This is a genomic window from Kluyvera ascorbata ATCC 33433 (assembly GCF_000735365.1).
Taxonomy (GTDB): domain Bacteria; phylum Pseudomonadota; class Gammaproteobacteria; order Enterobacterales; family Enterobacteriaceae; genus Kluyvera; species Kluyvera ascorbata.
Genome location: NZ_JMPL01000026.1, coordinates 21,197 through 46,095 on the forward strand (window position 1 = coordinate 21,197; position 24,899 = coordinate 46,095).

Below are 24,899 nucleotides of genomic sequence, written 5' to 3' on the forward strand. Positions count from 1 at the left end.
CGATTAAGGCGTTAAAGTTTTTTGGCTTTTTCCACTGCTTCGTCAATGGAACCGACCATGTAGAACGCCTGCTCCGGCAGGTGATCGTATTCGCCGTCCATGATGCCTTTAAAGCCACGGATGGTGTCTTTCAGCGAAACGTATTTGCCCGGAGAACCGGTGAATACTTCTGCTACGAAGAACGGCTGGGACAGGAAGCGCTGAATTTTACGTGCGCGTGCTACCACCAGTTTGTCTTCTTCAGACAGTTCATCCATACCCAGGATGGCGATGATGTCTTTCAGTTCCTGATAACGCTGCAGAATGGACTGAACGCCACGCGCGGTGTCGTAGTGTTCCTGACCAACAACCAGCGGATCCAGCTGACGGCTGGTGGAGTCCAGCGGGTCAACCGCAGGGTAGATACCCAGGGAAGCGATCTGACGACTCAGTACTACGGTTGCATCTAAGTGAGCAAAGGTAGTTGCTGGAGATGGGTCAGTTAAGTCATCCGCAGGTACGTATACCGCCTGTACGGAGGTGATAGAACCGGTCTTGGTGGAGGTGATACGTTCCTGCAGAACGCCCATCTCTTCCGCCAGAGTCGGCTGGTAACCTACCGCTGAAGGCATACGACCCAGCAGTGCAGATACTTCAGTACCGGCCAGGGTGTAACGATAGATGTTATCGACGAACAGCAGTACGTCACGACCTTCGTCACGGAATTTCTCAGCCATGGTCAGACCGGTCAGAGCAACGCGCAGACGGTTTCCCGGTGGCTCGTTCATCTGGCCATATACCAGGGATACTTTATCGATAACGTTGGAGTCGGTCATTTCGTGGTAGAAGTCGTTACCCTCACGAGTACGTTCACCTACGCCCGCAAACACGGAGTAACCGGAGTGCTCGATCGCGATGTTACGGATCAGCTCCATCATGTTTACGGTTTTACCAACACCCGCACCACCGAACAGACCGACTTTACCGCCCTTAGCGAACGGACACATCAGGTCGATAACTTTGATACCGGTTTCCAGCAATTCCTGAGAGCTAGACAGCTCTTCGTAGGAAGGTGCAGCGCGGTGGATAGCCCAACGCTCTTCTTCACCGATGTCGCCTTTCATGTCTACTGGCTGACCCAGTACGTTCATGATACGACCCAGTGTTGCTTTACCTACCGGAACTTCGATTGGGTGCTCGAGATCTTTAACATCCAGACCGCGACGCAGACCGTCGGAAGAACCCATAGCGATGGTACGTACGATACCGCCGCCGAGCTGCTGCTGAACTTCCAGCACCAGAACTTCATTACCATTCTGCACCTCAAGAGCTTCGTACACGCGCGGTACGGCATCCTGAGGGAATTCGACGTCAACTACGGCGCCGATTACCTGGACAATTTTTCCAGTAGCCATCTTGAATCCTCTACGAATTAACCTGGTTATACCGCGGATGCACCACCGACGATCTCGGTGAGTTCCTGAGTAATGCTGGCCTGTCGAGCTTTGTTGTATACCAACTGCAGCTCTTTAATCAGGCTGCCGCCATTGTCGGTCGCGGCTTTCATCGCCACCATACGTGCGGCCTGCTCGCTGGCCAGGTTTTCTACCACGCCCTGATAGACCTGAGATTCGACATAGCGACGCAGGAGGGTATCCAGCAGCGCTTTCGGATCGGGTTCGTACAGGTAATCCCAGGTTTTACGTTTCAGATCATCATCTTCTGAAGCCGGTAACGGCAGCAGTTGGGTGATCGTCGGCACCTGAGACATGGTGTTAATAAATTTGTTGCTGACAATATAAAGCTTGTCCAGACGACCTTCGTCGTAGGCTTGCAACATCACTTTTACCGGACCGATAAGTTCGGACAGGGCAGGTTTATCGCCCATACCGGTTACCTGAGCGACAATGTTGCCACCTACGGAATTAAAGAAGGACACACCTTTAGAGCCGATCATTGCGAGGTCGCACTGAACGCCTTTTTCGGTCCATGCCTTCATATCCGCCAGCAGTTTCTTGAACAGGTTAATGTTCAAGCCACCGCACAGACCACGGTCGGTAGACACCACCAGGTAGCCCACGCGCTTAACGTCGCGTTCTTCCAGGTATGGGTGCTTATATTCCAGATTACCGTTCGCAAGGTGACCAATCACTTTGCGCATGGTATCTGCATAAGGACGGCTGGCCGCCATGCGATCCTGCGATTTACGCATTTTGGAAGCGGCGACCATCTCCATCGCTTTAGTGATCTTTTGCGTGTTCTGGACGCTTGCGATCTTACTACGTATCTCTTTTGCGCCGGCCATGAGCTTCTCCTCAATGCCTACGGCCTGCCCTAAGACAGGCCGTCAGACTTTACCAGGATTGGGTTGCTTTGAAGGAATCGAGGATGCCTTTCAGCTTGCCTTCGATTTCGTCGTTATAGCCACCGGACTGGTTGATCTCTTGCATCAACGGAGCGTGATCACGGTCAACGTAAGCCAGCAGAGCGGCTTCGAAGCTACCGATTTTCGCCAGTTCTACATCCGCCAGATAACCACGTTCTGCCGCGAACAGAACCAGAGACTGCTGCGCGACTGACATCGGCGCATACTGTTTCTGTTTCAGCAGTTCAGTTACTTTCTGACCATGGTCCAGCTGCTTACGGGTTGCATCGTCAAGGTCAGATGCGAACTGGGAGAACGCTGCCAGTTCACGATACTGTGCCAGAGCGGTACGGATACCACCGGACAGTTTTTTCATGATCTTGGTCTGAGCTGCACCACCAACACGGGATACGGAGATACCCGGGTTAACCGCAGGACGAATACCGGCGTTGAACAGGTTGGTTTCCAGGAAGATCTGACCATCGGTAATGGAAATTACGTTGGTCGGAACGAACGCAGAAACGTCACCCGCTTGGGTTTCAATAATCGGCAGAGCGGTCAGTGAACCGGTTTTCCCTTTCACTTCACCTTTGGTGAAGGCTTCAACGTATTCGGCGTTAACACGCGCAGCACGCTCCAGCAGACGGGAGTGGAGGTAGAATACGTCGCCCGGGAATGCTTCACGTCCTGGTGGACGACGAAGCAGCAGGGAGATCTGACGGTATGCGACAGCCTGTTTGGACAGGTCATCGTAAATGATCAGCGCATCTTCGCCGCGGTCGCGGAAGTATTCGCCCATTGCGCAACCGGCATATGGTGCCAGGTATTGCAGTGCAGCGGATTCAGACGCGGTTGCCACAACAACGATGGTGTTAGCCAGCGCGCCGTGTTCTTCCAGTTTACGTACCACGTTAGAAATGGTGGACGCTTTCTGGCCGATAGCAACGTATACGCACTTGATGCCGGAATCACGTTGGTTGATGATGGCGTCGATTGCCAGCGCGGTTTTACCGGTCTGACGGTCGCCGATGATCAGTTCACGCTGACCACGACCGATTGGGATCATGGCATCAACGGATTTATAACCAGTCTGAACTGGCTGATCAACGGACTGACGTTCGATTACGCCTGGTGCGATAGCTTCAACGGCGGAGAAGCCGTCGTTGTCCAGCGCGCCTTTACCATCGATTGGTGCACCCAGGGTGTTAACCACACGGCCCAGCAGGCCACGGCCAACCGGAACTTCCAGGATACGACCAGTACACTTGACGGTCATGCCTTCGGCAAGGTCAGCATACGGACCCATTACTACAGCACCTACGGAGTCGCGCTCCAGGTTCAGTGCGATAGCGTAACGGTTACCCGGCAGGGAAATCATTTCACCCTGCATACAATCGGCCAGGCCGTGGATGCGGATAACACCGTCACTTACAGAAACAATAGTACCTTCGTTGTGAGCTTCACTCACAACACTGAACTGAGCAATGCGCTGCTTGATCAGTTCGCTGATTTCGGTGGAATTCAGTTGCATGCTCCAGTCCCCTTAAGACTGCAAGACGTCTGCAAGGCGCTCAAGACGGCCGCGTACGCTGCCATCAATGACCATATCACCCGCACGGATGATAACGCCCGCCATTACAGACTTATCGATTTTGCAATTCAGCTTAACTTTGCGTGACAGACGCTTTTCCATCGCGGCGCTGATTTTCGCAAGCTGTTCTTCATTCAGCGCATTAGCGGAGATGACTTCTACCTCAGAGGTAGCTTCACTCGCGGCGCGCAGATGAATGAACTGCTCGAGAACATCCGGGAGCACTTTAAGACGACCATTTTCAGCCATAACCTTAATCAGGTTCTGGCCGTTTTCGTCCAGTTGCTCACCGCATACTGCGATAAACGACTTAGAGAGCGTTTCCGGTGCCAGCGCACCAGACAGAAGCTCTGCCATTTGTTCGTTCTTCGTCACTTCGGCGGCAAACGCCAGCATGTCCTGCCAGCGATCTACGCTTTTGTGTTCGACGGCAAAGTCAAAAGCTGCTTTGGCGTAGGGGCGAGCTACCGTAACAAATTCAGACATCAGCCCCTCCCTCCTTACAGTTCAGCGACAAGTTTGTCCACGATGTCGCTGTTAGCAGCTTCATCCACGGAACGTTCGATGATCTTCTCGGCGCCAGCAACAGCCAGGATAGCAACTTGCTTACGCAGCTCTTCGCGGGCACGTTTACGCTCAGCATCAATTTCTGCCTGAGCCTGTGCCACGATTTTGTTACGTTCCTGCTCTGCTTCAGTTTTGGCTTCGTCCAGGATCTGAGAGCGACGTTTGTTCGCTTGCTCGATGATTACCTGGGCTTCCGCTTTCGCTTTTTTCAGCTGGTCGGTCGCATTGGCCTGTGCAAGGTCCAAATCCTTTTTAGCTCGTTCTGCAGAAGAAAGGCCGTCAGCAATTTCTTTTTGACGCTTTTCGATGGCTGCCATTAAAGGCGGCCATACGTACTTCATGCAGAACAGAACGAAGAGGACAAACGCGATGGCCTGGCCGAGGATTGTTGCGTTAAGATTCACAGCACAATGCCTCTTTATCTAGTTAACGTTCTGATATTGCTCTTACTTAATTCAAAGCAACGCTTACTACGCGACAGCGAACATCACGTACAGACCCAGACCTACAGCGATCATAGGGATAGCATCCACCAGACCCATAACGATAAAGAACTGAGTACGCAGCAGAGGAATCAGATCCGGTTGACGCGCTGCGCCTTCCAGGAATTTGCCCCCGAGGATGCCGATACCGATCGCAGCACCGATTGCCGCCAGACCCATCATCACAGCGGCAGCCATGTACAGCAGATCCATATTCAGGTTTTCCATGACAGTCTCCAGTTTGTTTCAGTTAAAACGTAGTAGTGTTGGTAAATTAATGCTCTTCAGACGCCATCGACAGATAGACGATCGTCAGAACCATGAAGATGAAGGCTTGCAGCGTAATGATCAGGATGTGGAAAATGGCCCACGGCACATTCAGAATCCACTGTGACCACCACGGCAACAGACCAGCAATCAGAATGAAAATCAGCTCACCGGCATACATGTTGCCGAAAAGTCGCAGACCGAGAGATACCGGTTTGGACAGCAGGCTTACCCCTTCAAGGATTAAGTTGACAGGAATAAATGCCCAGTGATTGAACGGCTGCAGTGTCAGCTCTTTAGTGAAGCCACCGATGCCTTTCATTTTGATGCTGTAGAACAGAATCAGGATAAACACGCCCAGTGCCATAGACAGGGTAATGTTTACGTCCGCAGACGGAACCACGCGCAGCGCCGGCAGACCCAGTATATGCTCAGCAATATACGGCAGCAGGTCGATAGGCAGTAAGTCCATCAGGTTCATCAGGAAGACCCAGACGAAGATCGTCAGGGCAAGCGGAGCAATAACCTTGCTTTTGCCATGGTACATGTCTTTGACACTGCCATGAACGAAGCCGATTACCAGCTCAATCGCGGTCTGAAATTTACCCGGTACGCCGCTGGTTGCTTTTTTGGCAACGCTACGGAACGTAAGCAGGAACAACAGACCCAGCACCACCGAGAAGAACATGGAGTCAATATTGAGCGTCCAGAAGGTGGCTGGGGGGTTATGCGGATCTACCAGCGAGAAAGTACGCAGGTCCAGCTGAAGGTTATTCAGATGGTGTCCTATGTATTCCTGCGGCGTCATATTTTCAGAAGCCATGATGCCTTTTACCCTTTGTTGTTAATTACAGCGGGCGCCAGTATTTGAACCACTAGCACCAAAATCCATGTAACGATCAGCGGTAAGAATACCGCCTTAAAAACCGCCAACGCCACGACCAGTAACACCAGCATCGCAAGCACTTTGAACGCTTCCCCGAAGGCGAACGTCCAGGCCACTCGGCCTTTAGCGGGTGTATGTACCTGGTGACGCCAGGCAAAAATCATAAACAATATATTAGGCAGTAACACTGCCAGGCCTCCACACGCGGCGGAGATGCCCCAGAAGGGGTCTTTAAGGCTGAACAGCAATCCACTTGCTATCACTGCCAGAAGCTGAATGAACAGAAGCTTTCGAGCAACATTGCGACTCACGAACGACATAGACATCACGTTTGTACTCCTGCTCCCTTTGAGGTATGCCGCGTGTCGTATAAAACGTTCTTTAATGCTCTGAGTCAAGCATCAAAAAGCGGTCAAATTATACGGTGACACCCCGTGATTTCAAACAATAAGTAGCCAAAACGTGAATAAATATTTAATTATTTTTCATTCGCGCTATTTTTCTACTTTTCGCCAAAGTGTGAACGATCGTACAAAACTGCAAATACACCGAAAATAGTGGCTACAAAGCGTGCACGAGATCACATATTAAACATTTTCGAGCAAAACGCATAAATCATTGTAGCAAAACGGATACGCCCATCATTCTGATATCTAAGACTTAATTCGCCCACTCTTTTAAAAACACCGCGATACAGAACAAAAACCATTCATTGACATTTATAATAATTTATTAACATGACAAAAAGACGAACGGGCTGACTTTTAGCAGACTGATATTTTCCATGTTGACTATTTTAAGTCTTAACAAAAAAAGCCGCGTTAAGATGAAGATAAAGTAAAGTTAATTGCTGGTTAAATATAGCAGGTCACTGGCGCTAATTGTCGCGCATTTGTTAACACCAGAGCCCCCACTTTTTCTCTACTTTTTTTGATAAAAATTAAATTTTATTTGCTGTAATAATAACCAAATGACGCTCCCCTTCCAGCTGAGGAACTTTTAACGGCACCACGCTCTCAACGCTAAACGGCGCTGGAAGTTGGGCGATTTCCTCTTCCGGCAGTTGTCCCTTCAATGCGTAAAAGCGCCCAGCTTCACCAGGAAGATGATGACACCAGGTCACCATGTCGGTCAGTGAGGCAAAAGCACGGCTAATCACACCGTCAAACGGCGGTTCAGCCGGAAAATCTTCAACGCGGCTCTGCACCGGTGTGATGTTAGTCAGCGCTAACTCGTGCTGCACCTGGCGCAGAAAGCGGACGCGTTTGCCCAGGCTATCCAGCAGAGTGAAGTGGGCATCAGGGCGCACAATCGACAGTGGAATACCCGGCAGACCTGGACCCGTACCCACATCGATAAAGCGTTCACCCTCAAGCGATGGCGCGACCACAATACTGTCGAGAATATGGCGAACCAGCATCTCGTTAGGGTCTCGTACGGAGGTCAGGTTGTAGGCTTTATTCCACTTGTGCAGCATATCCACGTAGGCCACAAGCTGGTTTTTCTGGTGATCGGAGAGGGAAATTCCTGCTTCATTCAGCAGTCGAGAGAGTTTGTTGAGCACGGCGAATACCTGTTAGCGATAATATGCCGGATGACGGCTTCGCCTTATCCGGCTTAGGTTGTAGGCCCGGTCAGCGTAGCGCCACCGGGCAATGTTCGGTGCATTAAGCGCTGCGGCGCAGCAGACCTTGTTTTTTGAGCCATACCAGCAGAATGGAGATTGCCGCTGGCGTGATCCCGGAAATACGAGATGCCTGGCCTATCGAGACCGGTTTGTGATCGTTGAGTTTGGCGATCACTTCGTTGGACAGGCCATTAACCTGGCGATAGTCCAGCGTAGCAGGCAGCAAGGTGTTTTCGTTGCGCTGCTGTTTCTCGATTTCATCCTGCTGACGAGCGATATAACCTTCGTATTTGACCTGAATTTCTACCTGTTCTGCCGCCTGCGCGTCTTCCAGCATTGGCGTAAACGGGGTCAGAGCGGTCAGCTGTTCGTAGGTCATTTCCGGACGACGCAGCAGATCTTCGCCGCTGGCTTCGCGGGTCAGTGGCGCACTCAGGTGAGCATTCACTTCGGCTGCAGACTCAGATGACGGTGTAATCCAGGTGGATTTCAGGCGCTGACGTTCACGCTCGATGTTCTCCAGCTTCTCGTTGAAGCGAGCCCAACGAACGTCATCCACCATTCCCAGCTCACGGCCGATTTCGGTCAGACGCAGATCGGCGTTATCTTCACGCAGCATCAAGCGATACTCCGCGCGGGAGGTAAACATGCGGTACGGTTCTTTGGTACCAAGCGTGCAGAGGTCGTCCACCAGCACGCCGAGGTAAGCCTGATCGCGACGCGGCGCCCAGCCTTCTTTGTCGGCAGCCAGACGAGCGGCGTTAAGTCCGGCCAGCATGCCCTGAGCGGCAGCTTCTTCGTAGCCCGTGGTGCCGTTGATTTGACCAGCAAAGAACAGACCGTGGATGAATTTGCTTTCCAGCGTGAGTTTCAGATCGCGCGGGTCGAAGAAATCGTACTCAATGGCGTAGCCAGGGCGAACGATCCGCGCGTTTTCCATCCCTTGCATGGAACGGACAATTTGCATCTGCACGTCAAACGGCAGGCTGGTGGAGATGCCGTTTGGATAAATTTCGTTGGACGTCAGTCCTTCCGGCTCCAGGAAGACCTGATGCTGGTTACGATCGGCAAAGCGCATCACTTTATCTTCGATCGATGGACAGTAACGTGGGCCGATCCCTTCGATCACGCCAGCGTACATTGGGCTGCGATCGAGGTTATTGCGGATCACCTCGTGTGTTTTCTCGTTGGTATGCGTGACGTAGCACGGCATCTGACGAGGGTGCTGAGAGGCGTTCCCCAGGAAGGAGAAGACCGGCAGTGGATTATCACTGTTTTGCTGACCAAGGACGCTAAAGTCGATGGTGCGCGCGTCGATACGCGGCGGCGTACCGGTCTTCAGGCGACTAACGCGCAGCGGCAGTTCACGCAAACGGCGAGACAGCGGGATAGACGGCGGATCGCCAGCACGGCCACCGCTGTAGTTATCCAGACCAATATGAATTTTACCGTCAAGGAATGTCCCTACGGTGAGCACCACCGCTTTAGCGCGGAATTTGAGACCCATTTGGGTCACGGCGCCAACGACGCGATCGTTCTCAACAATCAGATCTTCAACCGCCTGCTGGAAGATCATCAGGTTCGGTTGGTTCTCCAGCGCGGTGCGTACCGCCTGACGATAGAGCACGCGATCCGCCTGTGCACGAGTAGCGCGAACGGCCGGGCCTTTGCTGGCGTTTAGTATCCTAAACTGAATGCCAGCCTGGTCGATCGCTGTAGCCATCAGGCCGCCAAGGGCATCCACTTCTTTTACCAGGTGTCCTTTCCCAATGCCGCCAATCGCCGGGTTGCAGCTCATCTGCCCCAACGTGTCGATATTGTGTGTCAAAAGCAGGGTCTGTTGACCCATTCGCGCTGCGGCCATCGCGGCCTCAGTGCCTGCATGACCCCCGCCAATGATGATGACGTCAAAAGGATCCTGATAAAACATGGTGGTTTGCCTCGCGTAAAGCGGTTTGAAAATGGATTGAAGCCCGGGCCGTGGATTCTACTCAACTTTAGTCGATGGAGAAAGGGTTCGGATCTTGGGTATTAAAAAGAAGATCTTTTTATTTAGAGATCTGTTCTATTGTGATCTCTTATTAGGATCGCCAACCTTTGTGGATAAGTCCGATCCGGATTTTAAGATCAACCGTTTAAGAAGGATCGTTAGCTGTGAATGATCGGTGATCCTGGTCAGTATAAGCTGGGATCAAAACGAAGGGTTATGCACAGGTCAAAAACCAGACAGAAGTTATTCTTTGGATAACTACCGGTTGATCCAAGCTTTTAACCAGAGTTATCCACACAATAAATTCCGATCTTTACAAATCTCTGAGCAAAAGATGCCACGATCCCAGCCAAATTTCGGCCGGATCTTCAGGAATCTCATGTTCGAGTACGTTGATCTTCAGCGTTTCGCCAATCTGTTTGGCCCCGCAGGCCTTCAGTTCGGCATCCAGCTTGTCGATCGCGCCGCAAAACGTGTCGTATTCGCGGCTGCCAATCCCGATTGCGCCGAAGCGAACCTGGGAGAGATCCGGTTTTTGCTCACGTAACGCTTCATATAAAGGCAGCAGGTTGTCAGGAATGTCTCCGGCACCGTGCGTAGAACTGATAACCAGCCAGATCCCTTCAGTTGGCACTTCATCAAGCATCGGTCCGTGCAGCATTTCGCTGGTAAAACCGGCATCTTCCAGTTTTTCAGCCAGATGCTCTGCTACATATTCCGCACTGCCAAGCGTGCTGCCGCTGATAAGAGTAATGTCTGCCATGCTCGCCCACCTTTATATAGAAGGCGCATTGTACGCTGTGAACGAGCTGGGATCTACCTGTGGAAAAATGTGGGATTAAAAAAAACGATCAGGGCTTGATGGTACGCATTATCGGGTTTTGCAGGACGATCAAGGTTTCCGTGGACTGAATTTCATCAATTGTTTGGATCTTGTTGATAAGTACCTGCTGCAGGGCATCGATGGATTTACACATGACTTTAATAAAGATGCTGTAGTGCCCGGTGGTGTAATACGCCTCGGTCACTTCATCCAGGCTTTCCAGCCTTGCTAGTGCTGAAGGGTAATCCTTCGCGCTCTTCAGAATGATGCCGATAAAGCAGCCCACGTCATAACCCAGCTGCTTAGGGCTCACGTCGACGTGCGCGCCGGTAATAATGCCCGCCTGCTTCATCTTCTCTACGCGAACATGAATAGTGCCAGGGCTTACGGCGAACTGTTTGGCCAGTTCGGCATAGGCGGTACGGGCATTGGCCATCAGCGCCTCAAGGATGCCGCGATCCAGATTGTCGATTTGATAATTTTCCATAGCTTTTTCTTATGAAGATTGATGATTCACTCTATTTTAGCCTGTTATTTTATTGAATCAAAAGTGTGTTAGGCTTTTTATTGTTTGATTATTGAATTGGTGCCCGGTTTTGTTGCTTAATCAATACCAACAGGACGCAGGAGTAAAAATAATGAAAACCGCATACATCGCAAAACAACGCCAGATTAGTTTCGTTAAATCCTATTTTTCCCGTCAGCTGGAAGAGAAGCTAGGGCTCGTAGAAGTTCAGGCGCCGATCTTAAGCCGCGTGGGAGATGGGACACAGGACAACCTGTCTGGTTGCGAGAAAGCGGTTCAGGTGAAAGTGAAAACACTGCCAGAAGCCCAGTTCGAAGTGGTTCATTCCCTTGCGAAGTGGAAACGTCAAACCCTGGGACAACACGACTTCAGCGCGGGCGAAGGGCTGTACACGCACATGAAGGCCCTTCGCCCCGATGAAGACCGACTCACCGCCATTCACTCTGTCTACGTTGACCAGTGGGACTGGGAACGCGTAATGGGTGATGAAGAGCGCCATGCGGGCACGCTGGAAAGCACCGTGAAGGCAATCTGGGCGGGTATTAAAGAAACTGAAATTGCCGTGAGCAAAGAATTTGGTCTGACACCGTTCCTGCCAGAACAGATCCACTTTGTTCATAGCGAAACGCTGCTGAGCCGCTACCCGGGCCTCGATGCGAAAGGCCGTGAGCGCGCGATTGCTAAAGAGCTGGGCGCGGTCTTCCTGATGGGTATCGGCGGTAAACTTTCTGATGGCGAGCGCCACGACGTTCGTGCGCCGGACTATGACGACTGGAGCACGCCAACGGCGTCCGGCCTCTCTGGTCTGAACGGCGATATTCTGGTGTGGAACCCGGTACTGGAAGATGCCTTCGAGCTTTCCTCTATGGGGATCCGCGTCGATGCCAAAGCGCTGAAGCATCAGCTGGCGTTAACCGGTGACGAAGATCGTCTGAAGCTGGAATGGCATCAGGCGCTGCTGCGCGGTGAAATGCCGCAGACTATCGGCGGCGGCATTGGTCAGTCTCGTTTGACGATGCTGTTGCTGCAGCTCTCCCATATCGGGCAGGTGCAGTGCGGCGTATGGCCAGCACAGGTTCGTGAGAGCGTCTCTGCTCTGCTGTAATGCTTAAATCAACGCTGCCAGCGTCTTAGCAGGCGGCTTCTCAACCCGGTATCAAAGCGCCAGATATGATCGAAGATGCGCATGATCCCGGGTTTTCCATGTGCAGACATCGCCACCGCATGAAAACGGTGCTGATATTTGTGCTGCAGATCCCCTACCTTCTTCACCACCTCATCCGGCAGCCGCTGTGCGATAAAATCGGAAATGACTACCGCGTCGGCATCCTGCCACTGCGGGTTTTGCAGCTGCTCGATAACCGCACGTAGGCAGCTCGCCATATCGGTACCGCCGCGAAAGCGCTGGCTTAAAAAGCGGATCGCCTGCTCCAACCCCTGACGGTCCGTCAGTTCGTAGCGCACGACTTCCGTTGAGAACAGCATGATGTAGCAGCGTCGGTTATCCGCCAGCGCCACGCGCATCAGCGCAAGGCAAAACGCTTTGGCGCACTGCTCGTTGAAGCCGCCCATTGAGCCAGAGGTATCCACGCATACGACGAACGGGCCGCGAGGCTGTTCATCCTCATCCTGATGAACCACCGGGCGCTCGGTGACCTTTTCACGCCAGGCATCGCCATGCAGCCGATAGGTCAGCAGCTGCTTCTCCACCAGCCGACGGTAAAATTCATACTCCAGCTCGGTCATTCCCAGCGTTGCCAGCTCCGGCGGTAGCAGGCGCAGGATATCGTCGCTTTGCTGAATGCCATCGACCTGCTCTGGTACGGTCGAGGGTTCGCGCACCATGGTGCGGAAGGTCTCCATTGGCGCATCTTTCTTCGGCACCGATTTCGCTTCGCGGGAACGGCCAAGCTGCTCCGCCAGGCGCATCAGTTCCGGCTGCTGGCTGAGAAACTCGCCGTATTTGACGATTAGCTGATAGTCGGCACGCTTGAGCTGTCCGGCACTCATGTCCCATAGCCGCCCGCCTGCGCTGTCGTTTTCCACCAGCACTGGCTCCAGCTGGCCGCTCAAGGTCATGCGCTCCTGTACTTCGCTCAACAGCTGTTCGCGCTCTTCTTCCAGCATTTGTTGATTAAGCGACGTCACCTGAACGACCAGGCTCAGGCGCCAGCGTTGCAGGAACAGGGTGTGCAGCGCGGGGGTAAAGGTGGCGTTGTTGGCAACCAACTGCTGAGCCTGGGCGGCGAACGGTGACCGCAAACGTGTCAGCAGCGCCAGAATCTGCGGCAGTTGGACGATAAACTGTGCGGTGGAGAGAAGCTGGCTCTGCTGATAGCAGATAACCTCTTCTTCCAGCTCTGGCGGAACCGGCGCCCCTTTCAGGCGGCCTTTAAAGGTCTCGCGCCAGCGGGGAAGATCGTCGGTGATGGCCGTTTTTAAACGAGGAAACTTTTCAAAAAAGATAGCCAACTGCGGCGAGGCCAGCAGGGCGATGATCATCTCTTCGATCATCCCCTCTTCGCTGACCGCCAGCATGACGTTGAGCGTATCGATAGTCAGCATTAAAGCTGTGCCTGCTTAATTTGCGCGGCCACATCCTGCAGGCTGGCTTCAATACGGCCGAGCCACTCTTCATTAATAAAGAGGCATTTTTGTTGTTCGCTAAAGCGGTTGTGCTGCTGGTGCCACTCTTCATCCAGCGCGAGCAGCTGCTGGCGGATTTCCGCCGGCATATTCTCCGTCGTTCCCGTTCCGGGCAGTGATAAACGTGTTCCCTGAAGGCTGACATCGCGCACCACCAGGTGCTGACTGGCATCGACTTCCATATTCAGCGCCAGCGCAAAGCCGATGCCGTTGAGCTTGCCGCGGATTTCACCGCTTTTCTCCAGCCAGTTGGCCAGCGCCTGACGTTCAAAGGTGATGTGAATAACCTCGATATCGTGCAGCTTGAGCGGTTTTTGCAGCAGCAGCGTGACCGTAGGCGACTGCACCTCAGGTAGCAGCTCGTAGTGCGGTTTGCGGCTGAACATACCGCCCAGACGCGTCACCTTGAGCGCCGTTTTGTCGCTTTGCTGCTGCTGAATTTGCAGACGCTGCTGGGTGATAGCGCCCAGCTTGTTGAGCATGGCCTGTTGCTGCCATGCGTGCCCGGTCATCAAAATATCTATTTGTTGTTGCAGCAGATTTCGGCTCTCTGCATCATGCCAGAGACACTCTTTTAAGAGGATCAGATCGATTGGCGCGATCGTATCGCGGCCGCTAAAGAAGGCGCTGGCCTGAAGCAGGCGGATCGCCTTTTTCCAGCGACGGTCGGAAACGTAAGGCGCATTCGGCAGGTTATCGAGCTGCTGGCGCAGGGTGAAGATCAGTTCAAACACCGCATCCGGCAGCTTCACATTGCCGATATCCTTCTGCCACTGGAAGCACTCTTCATCAGTGACCTGAAGGTTGGCTGGAATCGGGTTGTCGTTCTCGTCCTGCTGGCTAATCAACATCGAGCGGAAATTGCCTTTATCCTGCACTTTATCGAGCCACAGGCGAATCAGCATACGGTCGTACAGCGCCTCGAGGCTGCTTTCCGCTTCCGGCAGTTCATTGGAGGCAGTCACCAGCAGGCGCATTGGGATTTTTTCGACGCTGGCGCCGTTACGGAAGTGACGCTCGTTGATGGCGGTCAATAGGGTGTTCAGAATCGCCGGGCCAGCTTTCCAGATCTCATCAAGAAAGACGATTTCCGCTTCCGGTAAGTAGCCAGCGGTCAGACGCTCATAGCGCCCTTCATCTTTTAAGGCCTGAATAGAGAGCGGGCCGAATACCTCTTCCGGCGTAGAGAAACGGGTCATCAGGTATTCAAAGGCGCGGGCGTGCTGGAAGGCAAACTTCAGGCGGCGGGCTATCAGGCTTTTGGCGATGCCGGGAGGGCCGAGTAAAAACACGCTCTCACCGCTCAGGGCCGCCAGCAGGCACAGCCGCATGGCGTGGCTACGCTCAAAAAGGCCTTTCTCCAGCGCGCTGCTCAGGCGCGAAATTCTTTCTGCTAATAAATGTGGTTGCGCCATAATTAAGTTGCGTCCTTTCACCGTTTATTCTGCTAACTGGCTGAGTATAGACGTATAACTCTTTAGGTGAATAGCCTGAATAGTACCTCGCTATTTCTTGAGGCAGGTTAAGATGACGCAATTAAGGGGTACGATTTTGACGTTAATCGTGCATACTGTGCGCTTTTGGTGGGCCAAGGGACTAGGCACACATTTGTTTCGTAAACGAAAGACTAGTCTATGAGCACTGATAAGAAACAATCTTTATCAGCGATTACACTCGCTGCAATTGGCGTGGTATACGGCGATATTGGTACCAGCCCTCTTTATACGCTTCGTGAATGTTTATCTGGGCAGTTTGGTTTTGGCGTCGAACGTGACGCGGTTTTTGGCTTTCTGTCATTAATTTTCTGGCTGCTGATTTTTACAGTATCACTCAAATACATTACCTTCGTGATGCGGGCGGATAACGCCGGTGAAGGTGGGATCCTCACGCTGATGTCGCTTGCCGGGCGTAATACCTCTGCAAGAACGACCTCGGTGTTGGTGATCCTCGGGCTGATTGGGGGAAGCTTCTTCTATGGTGAAGTGGTGATTACCCCGGCCATCTCGGTGATGTCGGCGATCGAAGGTCTTGAGATCATCGCGCCTACGCTCGATACCTGGATTGTCCCCATTTCGATTATTGTCCTGACGCTGCTTTTTGCTATCCAGAAGCACGGTACCAGCATGGTTGGCAAACTGTTCGCGCCAATTATGCTTATCTGGTTCCTGCTGCTGGCGGTATTGGGTGCGCGGAGCATTATTGCGAACCCGGATGTCCTGCACGCGCTGAACCCTTACTGGGCGGTGAACTTCTTCCTGCAATATAAAACGGTCTCCTTCGTCGCCTTGGGCGCGGTGGTGCTGTCGATTACTGGGGTGGAAGCGCTGTATGCCGATATGGGTCACTTCGGGAAATTACCGATTCGTCTGGCCTGGTTCTCGGTGGTGCTGCCTTCGCTGGTGCTGAACTACTTTGGTCAGGGCGCGCTGCTGTTAAAGCACCCGGAAGCCATTAAGAACCCGTTCTTCCTGCTGGCTCCTGATTGGGCGCTGATTCCAATGCTGGTGATTGCGGCATTGGCGACGGTTATCGCCTCTCAGGCGGTTATCTCCGGGGTCTTCTCGCTGACTCGCCAGGCGGTGCGCCTGGGGTATCTGTCACCGATGCGCATTATTCACACCTCGGAAATGGAGTCCGGCCAGATCTACATTCCGTTTATCAACTGGCTGCTCTATATCTCGGTGGTAGTGGTTATCGTCAGCTTTGAGCACTCCTCAAACCTAGCGGCGGCGTACGGTATTGCCGTGACCGGGACCATGGTGCTGACGACAATTCTGTTCACCACGGTGGCACGGAAGAACTGGCGCTGGAATAAGTTCTTTGTGGCGCTGCTGTTCGTGGCATTTATGTGCATCGACATCCCGCTGTTCTCGGCGAACCTCGATAAAATCGTCTCCGGTGGTTGGCTGCCGCTGACGCTGGCGCTGATTATGTTCACCATCATGACCACCTGGAAAAGCGAGCGTTTCCGCCTGCTGCGTCGTATGCATGAACACGGTAACTCTCTGGAGGCCATGATCGCCTCACTGGAGAAATCACCACCGGTACGCGTACCGGGCACCGCGGTGTATATGTCTCGTGCGCTGAACGTGATTCCGTTTGCCATGCTGCATAACCTCAAGCACAACAAGGTGCTGCACGAGCGGGTTATCCTGCTGACGCTGCGTACCGAAGATGCGCCGTACGTTCATAACGTCCGTCGTGTGCAGATTGAGCAGCTTTCGCCGACCTTCTGGCGCGTGGTGGCCAGCTACGGCTGGCGTGAAACGCCAAACGTGGAAGAGGTGTTCCACCGCTGTGGTCTGGAAGGCCTAAGCTGCCGAATGATGGAAACGTCGTTCTTTATGTCGCATGAGTCGCTAATTGTCGGCAAGCGTCCGTGGTACCTGCGCCTGCGCGGCAAGCTCTATCTGCTGCTCCAGCGCAACGCGCTTCGCGCGCCGGATCAGTTCGAGATCCCACCGAACCGCGTTATCGAACTGGGCACCCAGGTCGAAATCTAACGCTATCAACGCCCTCCCTCATTTTGACGGAGGGCGTTTTTTTATCCCCTCTCCTTCATTCGCGAAACGTTTCGATGGCGATCACATTTCTATAACCTGATGGTGGTTTTATGTTCGCTCTTCAGACTAAACTGATGCTAGCGAAACGTTTCGCTAGTGGAGCAAGAAAACAAAATGAAGAAAGGCACGGTACTCAACTCTGAAATCTCGTCGGTTATCTCCCGTCTGGGGCATACCGATACGCTGGTGGTGTGCGATGCGGGCTTACCTATTCCCCGCAGCACGGTGCGCATTGATATGGCGCTGACCCAGGGCGTTCCCACCTTTATGCAGGTGCTGGGCGTGGTGACGCAGGAGATGCAGGTCGAGGCCGCCATTCTCGCCGCGGAAATTCAACAACATAATCCGCAGCTTCACGAAGCGTTGCTCAAACACATTGAGCAGCTGCAGCAACACCAGGGAAACACCATTGATGTTCGTTACGTCTCACATGAACAGTTCAAACAACAAACCGCAGACAGTCAGGCGGTGATTCGCAGCGGGGAGTGTTCCCCGTATGCGAATATCATTCTCTGTGCTGGCGTCACCTTCTGAGGCCATCATGGACGCACTCTTACAACTTAAAGGGATCGATAAATCGTTCCCGGGCGTAAAGGCGCTCTCTGGCGCCGCGCTGAACGTCTACTCCGGCCGCGTGATGGCGCTGGTGGGCGAAAACGGCGCGGGCAAATCCACCATGATGAAAGTGCTAACCGGGATCTACGCCCGCGACGCGGGTTCACTATTATGGCTGGGTAAAGAGACCACCTTTAACGGTCCAAAATCTTCCCAGGAAGCCGGTATTGGCATCATCCACCAGGAGCTGAACCTGATCCCGCAGCTGACGATTGCCGAGAACATTTTCCTCGGCCGTGAGTTCGTGAATCGCTTTGGCAAAATCGACTGGAAGAAGATGTATGCCGAAGCCGATATCCTGCTGGCAAAACTCAATCTGCGTTTTAAGAGCGACCGCCTGGTAGGCGACCTCTCTATTGGCGATCAGCAGATGGTGGAAATTGCCAAGGTGCTGAGCTTTGAGTCGAAGGTCATCGTAATGGATGAACCGACCGATGCGCTGACCGATACGGAAACCGAGTCCCTGTTCCGCGTCATCCGCGAGCTGAAATCGCAGGGGCGCGGTATTGTCTATATCTCCCACCGCATGAAAGAGATTTTCGAGATCTGCGACGACGTCACCGTGTTCCGCGACGGGCAGTTTATTGCCGAGCGTGAAGTGGCGAGCCTCGACGAAGACCGTCTGATTGAAATGATGGTTGGGCGCAAACTTGAAGATCAGTACCCGCATCTTGATAAAACGCCGGGTGAGATCCGCCTGAAGGTAGATGCGCTGTGTGGGCCGGGCGTGGAAAACGTCACCTTCACCCTGCGTAAAGGCGAAATCCTTGGCGTTGCCGGGCTGATGGGCGCTGGACGTACCGAACTGATGAAGGTGCTGTACGGCGCGCTGCCGCGCACCAGCGGCTACGTGACTCTCGACGGTCATGAAGTGGTGACCCGTTCACCGCAGGATGGTCTGGCAAACGGCATCGTTTATATATCCGAAGACCGTAAGCGCGATGGTCTGGTGCTGGGCATGTCGGTGAAAGAGAACATGTCGCTAACCGCGCTGCGCTACTTCAGCCGTGCCGGCGGCGGCCTGAAACATAAAGATGAACAGCAGGCGGTCGGTGACTTTATCCGCCTGTTTAACGTCAAAACACCTTCCATGGAACAGGCTATCGGCCTGCTCTCCGGCGGTAACCAGCAGAAAGTGGCAATTGCCCGCGGCCTGATGACCCGTCCAAAGGTGCTGATCCTCGATGAACCGACGCGCGGCGTCGACGTGGGGGCGAAGAAAGAGATTTATCAGCTTATCAACCAGTTCAAGGCCGACGGCCTGAGCATCATTCTGGTCTCCTCGGAGATGCCGGAAGTGTTGGGGATGAGCGATCGCATTATTGTGATGCATGAAGGGCATCTCGGCGGTGAGTTCTCACGCGAGCAGGCCACCCAGGAAGTATTAATGGCTGCCGCTGTGGGCAAGCTTAACCGCGTGAACCAGGAGTAAAAAAGATGACAACCCAGTCTGTGGCGGGTCGCCGCTATTTCACTAAAGCGTGGCTGCTGGAGCAAAAATCGCTGATAGCCCTGCTGGTGCTGATAGCGATTGTATCGACCATGAGCCCGAACTTTTTTACCGTCAATAACCTGTTCAACATCCTGCAGCAAACCTCCGTGAATGCGATCATGGCGGTCGGGATGACGCTGGTCATTTTAACGTCGGGGATCGACCTGTCCGTCGGTTCTCTGCTGGCGTTGACCGGCGCGGTCGCCGCGTCGATTGTCGGCATCGAAGTTAATGCGCTGGTGGCGGTTGCTGCCGCACTCGCATTAGGTGCCGCAATCGGGGCCGTTACTGGCGTTATCGTTGCCAAAGGGCGCGTTCAGGCGTTTATCGCTACTCTGGTGATGATGCTGCTGCTGCGCGGTGTGACCATGGTGTACACCAACGGCAGTCCGGTGAATACCGGGTTTACCGATAACGCCGACGTCTTCGGCTGGTTCGGAATTGGTCGTCCGCTGGGCATTCCTACTCCGGTATGGATCATGGGGATTGTCTTCCTCGCCGCATGGTACATGCTGCATCACACCCGTCTGGGTCGTTATATCTATGCGCTGGGTGGGAACGAAGCGGCAACGCGTCTTTCCGGTATCAGCGTTAATAAAGTCAAAATTATCGTCTACTCTCTGTGCGGGCTGCTGTCGGCGCTGGCGGGGATTATCGAAGTGGCGCGTCTCTCTTCTGCGCAACCGACGGCGGGTACCGGCTATGAGCTGGATGCCATCGCGGCGGTGGTGCTGGGCGGTACCAGCCTGGCAGGCGGTAAAGGTCGTATCGTCGGCACGCTTATCGGTGCGCTGATTCTTGGGTTCTTGAACAACGGTTTGAACTTGTTAGGCGTTTCTTCTTATTACCAGATGATCGTTAAAGCAGTCGTCATTTTGCTGGCGGTGCTGGTGGACAACAAAAAGCAGTAATTCACGACACTACAGGACATCTTAGATATGAACATGAAAAAACTGGCTACCCTGGTTTCTGCGGTTGCGCTGAGCGCCACCGTGAGTGCGAACGCGATGGCGAAAGACACCATTGCGCTGGTTATCTCTACCCTGAATAACCCGTTCTTCGTCTCCCTGAAGGATGGCGCGCAGAAAGAAGCCGATAAACTGGGTTACAACCTGGTGGTTCTGGATTCACAGAATAACCCGGCGAAAGAGCTGGCTAACGTTCAGGATTTAACGGTTCGTGGCACCAAAATTCTGCTGATCAACCCAACGGATTCCGATGCTGTAGGTAACGCTATTAAGATGGCTAACCAGGCGAAAATCCCGGTTATCACCCTTGACCGTGTTGCCTCTAAAGGTGAAGTCGTAAGCCACATCGCTTCCGATAACGTGCTGGGCGGCAAAATCGCTGGTGATTACATCGCGAAGAAAGCCGGTGAAGGCGCAAAGGTTATCGAACTGCAGGGGATTGCCGGGACTTCCGCAGCGCGTGAGCGTGGCGAAGGCTTCCAGCAGGCCGTTGCAGCTCACAAATTTAACGTTCTGGCGAGCCAGCCTGCCGACTTCGACCGTACTAAAGGTCTGAACGTCATGCAGAACCTGCTGACTGCGCATCCGGACGTGAAAGCTGTCTTCGCGCAGAACGACGAAATGGCGCTGGGCGCACTGCGTGCGCTGCAGACCGCCGGTAAATCCGATGTGATGGTGGTTGGGTTTGACGGTACGCCAGATGGCGAGAAAGCGGTAAAAGATGGCAAACTGGCGGCGACTATCGCGCAGTTACCTGACCAGATCGGTGCGACCGGCGTGGAAACCGCTGACAAAGTACTGAAAGGCGAAAAGGTCCAGGCGAAATATCCTGTTGACCTGAAGCTGGTAATTAAGCAGTAATAACGCGAATGCGATTCAGGCTCTCGCAGCCTGAGGGACAACATCAAAAATAAAAGCAGGGCACGCGCCACCGGTTAGTCAGCCGGTGGCGCATCTTACCGGACATACCGAAAATGAAAACCGCAGGCAAACTCGTCGTCCTTGGCAGCATCAATGCCGATCACATTCTCAATCTTGAATCATTCCCGACGCCTGGCGAAACTGTCACCGGTAGCCATTATCAGGTCGCTTTTGGCGGTAAAGGTGCTAATCAGGCGGTTGCTGCCGGGCGCAGCGGCGCGGATATTGCGTTTATTGCCTGTACGGGCGACGACGATATCGGCGAGCGTATCCGTAAACAGTTACAGGTTGACCGCATCGATACCGCGCCAGTGAGCGCCGTGGCGGGCGAGTCGACCGGCGTGGCGCTGATCTTCGTGAACGGTGAAGGCGAAAACGTCATTGGCATTCATGCCGGAGCCAACGCCGCATTATCAACTTCATTAGTCGACGCACAGCGCGAGCGTATCGCCCAGGCTGACGCGCTGTTAATGCAGCTTGAATCCCCGCTGGACAGCGTACTGCTGGCCGCTCAGATTGCCCACCAGAACCAGACCTCCGTGGTATTAAACCCGGCCCCGGCGCGCGCGTTGTCGGATGAGTTGCTGTCGCTGGTGGATATCATTACCCCGAACGAAACCGAAGCTGAGAAGCTGACGGGCGTGCGGGTAGAAAACGATGAAGACGCTGCGAAAGCCGCGCAGGTGCTGCATGCCAAAGGTATCGAAACGGTGATCATCACCCTCGGCAGCCGTGGCGTATGGGCCAGCGTGAAGGGCGAAGGGCACCGCGTACCGGGCTTTAAAGTCCAGGCCATCGATACCATTGCGGCGGGTGACACCTTTAACGGTGCGCTGATGACCGCGCTGCTGGAAAATACGCCGCTGGCGGAGGCGCTGCGCTTTGCTCATGCAGCCGCAGCTATTGCGGTTACGCGTAAAGGCGCTCAGCCATCGGTTCCGTGGCGTGAAGAGATCGACGAATTCTTACGTCAACAGGGGTAATGCTTGGCCACGATGAAGGATGTTGCTCGCCTGGCGGGCGTTTCCACCTCAACCGTATCGCACGTCATCAATAAAGACAGGTTCGTCAGCGAGGCGGTCACCGAGAAAGTTGATGCGGCCATCAAAACGCTGAACTACGCGCCGTCTGCACTGGCGCGTAGCCTCAAGTTGAATCAAACCCATACCATCGGCATGCTGATCACCGCCAGTACCAACCCGTTCTACTCTGAACTGGTGCGCGGCGTAGAACGCAGCTGTTTTGAGCGCGGCTACAGCCTGGGCAGAAACAGCAGCGTATGCAGCTGACGCCCGAGCTGGTGGTTCGCGGCTCCGTGTGAGGCTAGTGCTTTTCTTTTATTAAGTTGCGGCCATCTTTCGGCCGCAGTAGCAGGAACATCAGCGCGGATATCGCCGTAATCACGCCCATGGTAATAAAGGTATAGTGGAACTGATCGATGGTTGAGCCCACGATACTCTGATACGAACGCAGCACCGCGGCGCTGATGGCAACGCCGAGGCTAATCGACAGCTGTTGTGTTACCGCGAGCAGACTGTTGCCGCCGCTGGCGTTATCGTCCGTCAGGTCAGCAAGCGTAATCGTATTCATCGACGTGAACTGCGTCGACATCGCCATCCCCAGAACGAGCAGCGGCAGAATCAGCATCCATATCGGCATCGACGGCGATTGCAGCGAGAACTGCGCGATCATCAGTCCGATAAACAGCGTGACTCCCACCAATGTTTTCCGATAGCCCAAACGACGTAGTACGGCAGTGACGGTCGATTTAGCAATAATCGAACCGATTGCCGTCGGCGCCATCATGCAGCCCGCGATCAGCGCCGGATAACCGAAGCCCACCTGTAGCATCAATGGCATCAGGAACGGTACGCAGCCGGTACCCAGACGGGTGGCCAGATTACCCGCAATGCCGACAGAAAAGGTGCGCGTTTTGAACAGCGACAGCGAAATCAGCGGCGTAGGGTGTTTGCGCGCATGGCGGATATAGGCCAGCAATAGAATGATGCTGAGCAGGACTATCATTAAGGCCACCCAGCCCGATACGATTTGCTCCCCTAGCAGCTCCATACCGATGGAGAACAGCACCAGGCTTAGCCCGAAGAGCAGAAAGCCGGAGAAATCGAAGCGTCTGCGTGGCGTGGTGAAGTTCGGCATATATTTTCGGGCATACAGCATCCCAACAACGCCAATCGGTATGTTAATGAGGAAAATCCAATGCCACGTTGCCCAGGTAACGAATACGCCGCCGAGTACCGGGCCGAGAATCGGGCCAATCAACCCTGGCATGGTGACAAAGTTCAATACCGGCAGCAGTTCGCTTCGCGGATAAGCGCGTAGCAACGCCAGGCGTGCAACGGGCATCATCATGGCGCCGCCAATCCCCTGAATCACGCGGAAGATCACCAGCTCAGTCAGCGAGGAAGAGAGTGCGCAGGCCAAAGAGCCCAGGGTGAACAGGCTCACCGCTAACATAAAGACGCGACGGGTCCCGAAACGGTCGGCCAGCCAGCCGCTAACCGGGATAAGCATCGCGACGGTAAGTGTATAGCTGATAATGGCCGACTGCATGGCCAGCGGTGAACGGTTAAGGCTATGGGCGATGGCGGGAAGTGCAGTATTAAGAATAGTGGCATCCAACGCCTGCATAAAGAAGGCCATTGCCGCTATCCACGGCAGGCCGGCCATACTCCGCGCTTTCTTTTCTGTCATTCGATGTCCTTTATACCGCTTCCCGGATATGCGGTGCGTTTAATAAAGCCTGGCATGCCAGAAACGCTTGCTGACCATCGCCGTCCTGTATTGCATCGACAATTGCCTGGTGGCTGGCAAGCTCAATCACTTCATCCTCGGTAATAGAGGTGAAATAGATGTGGTAAACGGAGTGGAAGAGTTTGGCGAAAGAGGTCAGGAACGGGTTGGCGCTCATTTCATAGATGTGCTCGTGCCAGGAGGTATCGATATCAATCCAGCGAGTACGGTCAAAGGCCTTCTCTAGGGTGGCCATTTCTTCCATTAATGTATTGAGATGGGCCTTTTGTTCGGCGGTACCTAATGTGGCGGCCAGCATGCACGCCTGCGGCTCAAGGCTACGACGCAGCACCAAAAAGTGTTTCATCACCGCCTGGAAGTTATCGGTAGTAAGCCACCAGGAGATGAGCTCTGTGTCGAGGAAGTTCCAGTGCGCCTGTGGCATGACGCGCGTGCCGATGCGTGGACGAGGAAGCAACATGCCTTTTGCTGAAAGCGTTTTAACCGCTTCACGAACGGCGGTTCGGCTTACGCCGAAAATTTCGCCCAGCTCCATCTCGCCAGGGAGAATGCTTTCTGGTGGATATTCGCCGGTGAGTATCTTCTGGGCTATTTTCTCAGCCAGGACCCAGGAGATGTTCTTTTGAGCTGCCAATTGCTGTGCACTTAGAGACATAAATGCCATTCCTATTATTTATCTTTCTTTAGTATGCCATTTGACGTGCTGAATCGGTGTTAAAAACAGCAGTTCAGGCTTTTTACGACGCATTGCTGCACGATTTGTTGAAAAAGAAAGCGAGCGGTAAATTATTTTAAATTTATGCTTGCGGGATCTCAATT

General features: G+C 53.6%; 23 protein-coding genes and 1 pseudogene. 8 read left to right on the forward strand and 16 right to left on the reverse strand.

The window, feature by feature from the left end; genetic code table 11:
• Positions 1 to 11: 11 nt before the first annotated feature.
• The 12 genes from atpD to asnC form a co-directional block, all read right to left on the reverse strand.
• Entirely contained in the window at positions 12 to 1,394 is a 1,383-nt protein-coding gene (gene atpD / locus GKAS_RS09000; RefSeq protein WP_035893613.1) for a F0F1 ATP synthase subunit beta, read from the reverse strand.
• A 26-nt stretch (positions 1,395 to 1,420) separates the two neighbouring features.
• The gene (gene atpG / locus GKAS_RS09005; RefSeq protein WP_035893615.1) at positions 1,421 to 2,284 is read right to left on the reverse strand and encodes a F0F1 ATP synthase subunit gamma; all 864 of its coding nucleotides are present in this window, start codon (positions 2,282 to 2,284) and stop codon (positions 1,421 to 1,423) included.
• A 49-nt stretch (positions 2,285 to 2,333) separates the two neighbouring features.
• A complete protein-coding gene (atpA, locus tag GKAS_RS09010) occupies positions 2,334 to 3,875 on the reverse strand; it encodes a F0F1 ATP synthase subunit alpha (RefSeq protein ID WP_035893616.1) in 1,542 nt (513 codons plus the stop codon).
• 12 nt (positions 3,876 to 3,887) lie between these two features.
• Positions 3,888 to 4,421 (reverse strand): F0F1 ATP synthase subunit delta, encoded by a 534-nt coding sequence (gene atpH / locus GKAS_RS09015; protein ID WP_035893618.1) that lies wholly within the window; start codon positions 4,419 to 4,421, stop codon positions 3,888 to 3,890.
• A gap of 14 nt (positions 4,422 to 4,435) precedes the next feature.
• Positions 4,436 to 4,906 (reverse strand): F0F1 ATP synthase subunit B, encoded by a 471-nt coding sequence (gene atpF / locus GKAS_RS09020; RefSeq protein WP_035893620.1) that lies wholly within the window; start codon positions 4,904 to 4,906, stop codon positions 4,436 to 4,438.
• 66 nt (positions 4,907 to 4,972) lie between these two features.
• A complete protein-coding gene (atpE, locus tag GKAS_RS09025; protein ID WP_000429386.1) occupies positions 4,973 to 5,212 on the reverse strand; it encodes a F0F1 ATP synthase subunit C in 240 nt (79 codons plus the stop codon).
• Between the two features lie 46 nt (positions 5,213 to 5,258).
• The gene (gene atpB, locus GKAS_RS09030) at positions 5,259 to 6,074 is read right to left on the reverse strand and encodes a F0F1 ATP synthase subunit A (RefSeq protein ID WP_035893623.1); all 816 of its coding nucleotides are present in this window, start codon (positions 6,072 to 6,074) and stop codon (positions 5,259 to 5,261) included.
• A gap of 8 nt (positions 6,075 to 6,082) precedes the next feature.
• On the reverse strand, positions 6,083 to 6,463 hold the full coding sequence (atpI, locus tag GKAS_RS09035) for a F0F1 ATP synthase subunit I (protein WP_035893625.1): 381 nt from the start codon (positions 6,461 to 6,463) through the stop codon (positions 6,083 to 6,085).
• Positions 6,464 to 7,077: 614 nt separating this feature from the next.
• Entirely contained in the window at positions 7,078 to 7,701 is a 624-nt protein-coding gene (gene rsmG, locus GKAS_RS09040; protein ID WP_035893627.1) for a 16S rRNA (guanine(527)-N(7))-methyltransferase RsmG, read from the reverse strand.
• A gap of 103 nt (positions 7,702 to 7,804) precedes the next feature.
• A complete protein-coding gene (gene mnmG, locus GKAS_RS09045; protein WP_035893629.1) occupies positions 7,805 to 9,694 on the reverse strand; it encodes a tRNA uridine-5-carboxymethylaminomethyl(34) synthesis enzyme MnmG in 1,890 nt (629 codons plus the stop codon).
• A gap of 373 nt (positions 9,695 to 10,067) precedes the next feature.
• Complete coding sequence (gene mioC, locus GKAS_RS09050; RefSeq protein WP_035893631.1) at positions 10,068 to 10,517, reverse strand: FMN-binding protein MioC; 450 nt, start codon at positions 10,515 to 10,517, stop codon at positions 10,068 to 10,070.
• A gap of 88 nt (positions 10,518 to 10,605) precedes the next feature.
• Complete coding sequence (gene asnC, locus GKAS_RS09055; RefSeq protein WP_035893632.1) at positions 10,606 to 11,064, reverse strand: transcriptional regulator AsnC; 459 nt, start codon at positions 11,062 to 11,064, stop codon at positions 10,606 to 10,608.
• 151 nt (positions 11,065 to 11,215) lie between these two features.
• On the opposite strand from asnC, the gene asnA reads away from it, so the two are divergent.
• Positions 11,216 to 12,208 (forward strand): aspartate--ammonia ligase, encoded by a 993-nt coding sequence (asnA, locus tag GKAS_RS09060; RefSeq protein WP_035893633.1) that lies wholly within the window; start codon positions 11,216 to 11,218, stop codon positions 12,206 to 12,208.
• Between the two features lie 8 nt (positions 12,209 to 12,216).
• Here asnA and viaA read toward each other — a convergent pair whose 3' ends face one another.
• Complete coding sequence (gene viaA, locus GKAS_RS09065) at positions 12,217 to 13,668, reverse strand: ATPase RavA stimulator ViaA (protein ID WP_035893636.1); 1,452 nt, start codon at positions 13,666 to 13,668, stop codon at positions 12,217 to 12,219.
• Positions 13,668 to 15,164 carry an ATPase RavA gene (gene ravA, locus GKAS_RS09070; RefSeq protein WP_035893638.1) on the reverse strand — a complete coding sequence of 499 codons (1,497 nt, stop codon included), beginning with the start codon at positions 15,162 to 15,164 and terminating at the stop codon, positions 13,668 to 13,670. The genes viaA and ravA overlap by 1 nt, the downstream gene beginning before the upstream one ends.
• Positions 15,165 to 15,383: 219 nt before the next feature.
• On the opposite strand from ravA, the gene kup reads away from it, so the two are divergent.
• From kup to GKAS_RS09105, 7 genes and pseudogenes are all read left to right on the forward strand, one after another.
• Positions 15,384 to 17,252, forward strand: a complete 1,869-nt coding sequence (kup, locus tag GKAS_RS09075) for a low affinity potassium transporter Kup (protein ID WP_035893640.1) — start codon at positions 15,384 to 15,386, stop codon at positions 17,250 to 17,252.
• Positions 17,253 to 17,426: 174 nt separating this feature from the next.
• The gene (gene rbsD / locus GKAS_RS09080) at positions 17,427 to 17,846 is read left to right on the forward strand and encodes a D-ribose pyranase (protein WP_035893642.1); all 420 of its coding nucleotides are present in this window, start codon (positions 17,427 to 17,429) and stop codon (positions 17,844 to 17,846) included.
• Between the two features lie 7 nt (positions 17,847 to 17,853).
• Positions 17,854 to 19,359: a ribose ABC transporter ATP-binding protein RbsA gene (gene rbsA, locus GKAS_RS09085; RefSeq protein WP_035893644.1), complete on the forward strand. Its 1,506-nt coding sequence runs from the start codon at positions 17,854 to 17,856 to the stop codon at positions 19,357 to 19,359.
• A 5-nt stretch (positions 19,360 to 19,364) separates the two neighbouring features.
• Positions 19,365 to 20,330: a ribose ABC transporter permease gene (rbsC, locus tag GKAS_RS09090; RefSeq protein WP_035893646.1), complete on the forward strand. Its 966-nt coding sequence runs from the start codon at positions 19,365 to 19,367 to the stop codon at positions 20,328 to 20,330.
• Between the two features lie 27 nt (positions 20,331 to 20,357).
• The gene (rbsB, locus tag GKAS_RS09095) at positions 20,358 to 21,248 is read left to right on the forward strand and encodes a ribose ABC transporter substrate-binding protein RbsB (RefSeq protein ID WP_035893648.1); all 891 of its coding nucleotides are present in this window, start codon (positions 20,358 to 20,360) and stop codon (positions 21,246 to 21,248) included.
• A 113-nt stretch (positions 21,249 to 21,361) separates the two neighbouring features.
• Positions 21,362 to 22,291 (forward strand): ribokinase, encoded by a 930-nt coding sequence (gene rbsK, locus GKAS_RS09100; protein ID WP_035893650.1) that lies wholly within the window; start codon positions 21,362 to 21,364, stop codon positions 22,289 to 22,291.
• 3 nt (positions 22,292 to 22,294) lie between these two features.
• A pseudogene (locus tag GKAS_RS09105) lies at positions 22,295 to 22,570 on the forward strand (LacI family DNA-binding transcriptional regulator); the annotation flags it as partial.
• Positions 22,571 to 22,631: 61 nt separating this feature from the next.
• On the opposite strand, the gene mdtD reads toward GKAS_RS09105, so the two are convergent.
• Positions 22,632 to 24,020 (reverse strand): multidrug transporter subunit MdtD, encoded by a 1,389-nt coding sequence (gene mdtD, locus GKAS_RS09110; RefSeq protein ID WP_035893652.1) that lies wholly within the window; start codon positions 24,018 to 24,020, stop codon positions 22,632 to 22,634.
• A 10-nt stretch (positions 24,021 to 24,030) separates the two neighbouring features.
• Positions 24,031 to 24,735 (reverse strand): FadR/GntR family transcriptional regulator, encoded by a 705-nt coding sequence (locus GKAS_RS09115; RefSeq protein ID WP_035893654.1) that lies wholly within the window; start codon positions 24,733 to 24,735, stop codon positions 24,031 to 24,033.
• Positions 24,736 to 24,899 lie beyond the last annotated feature (164 nt).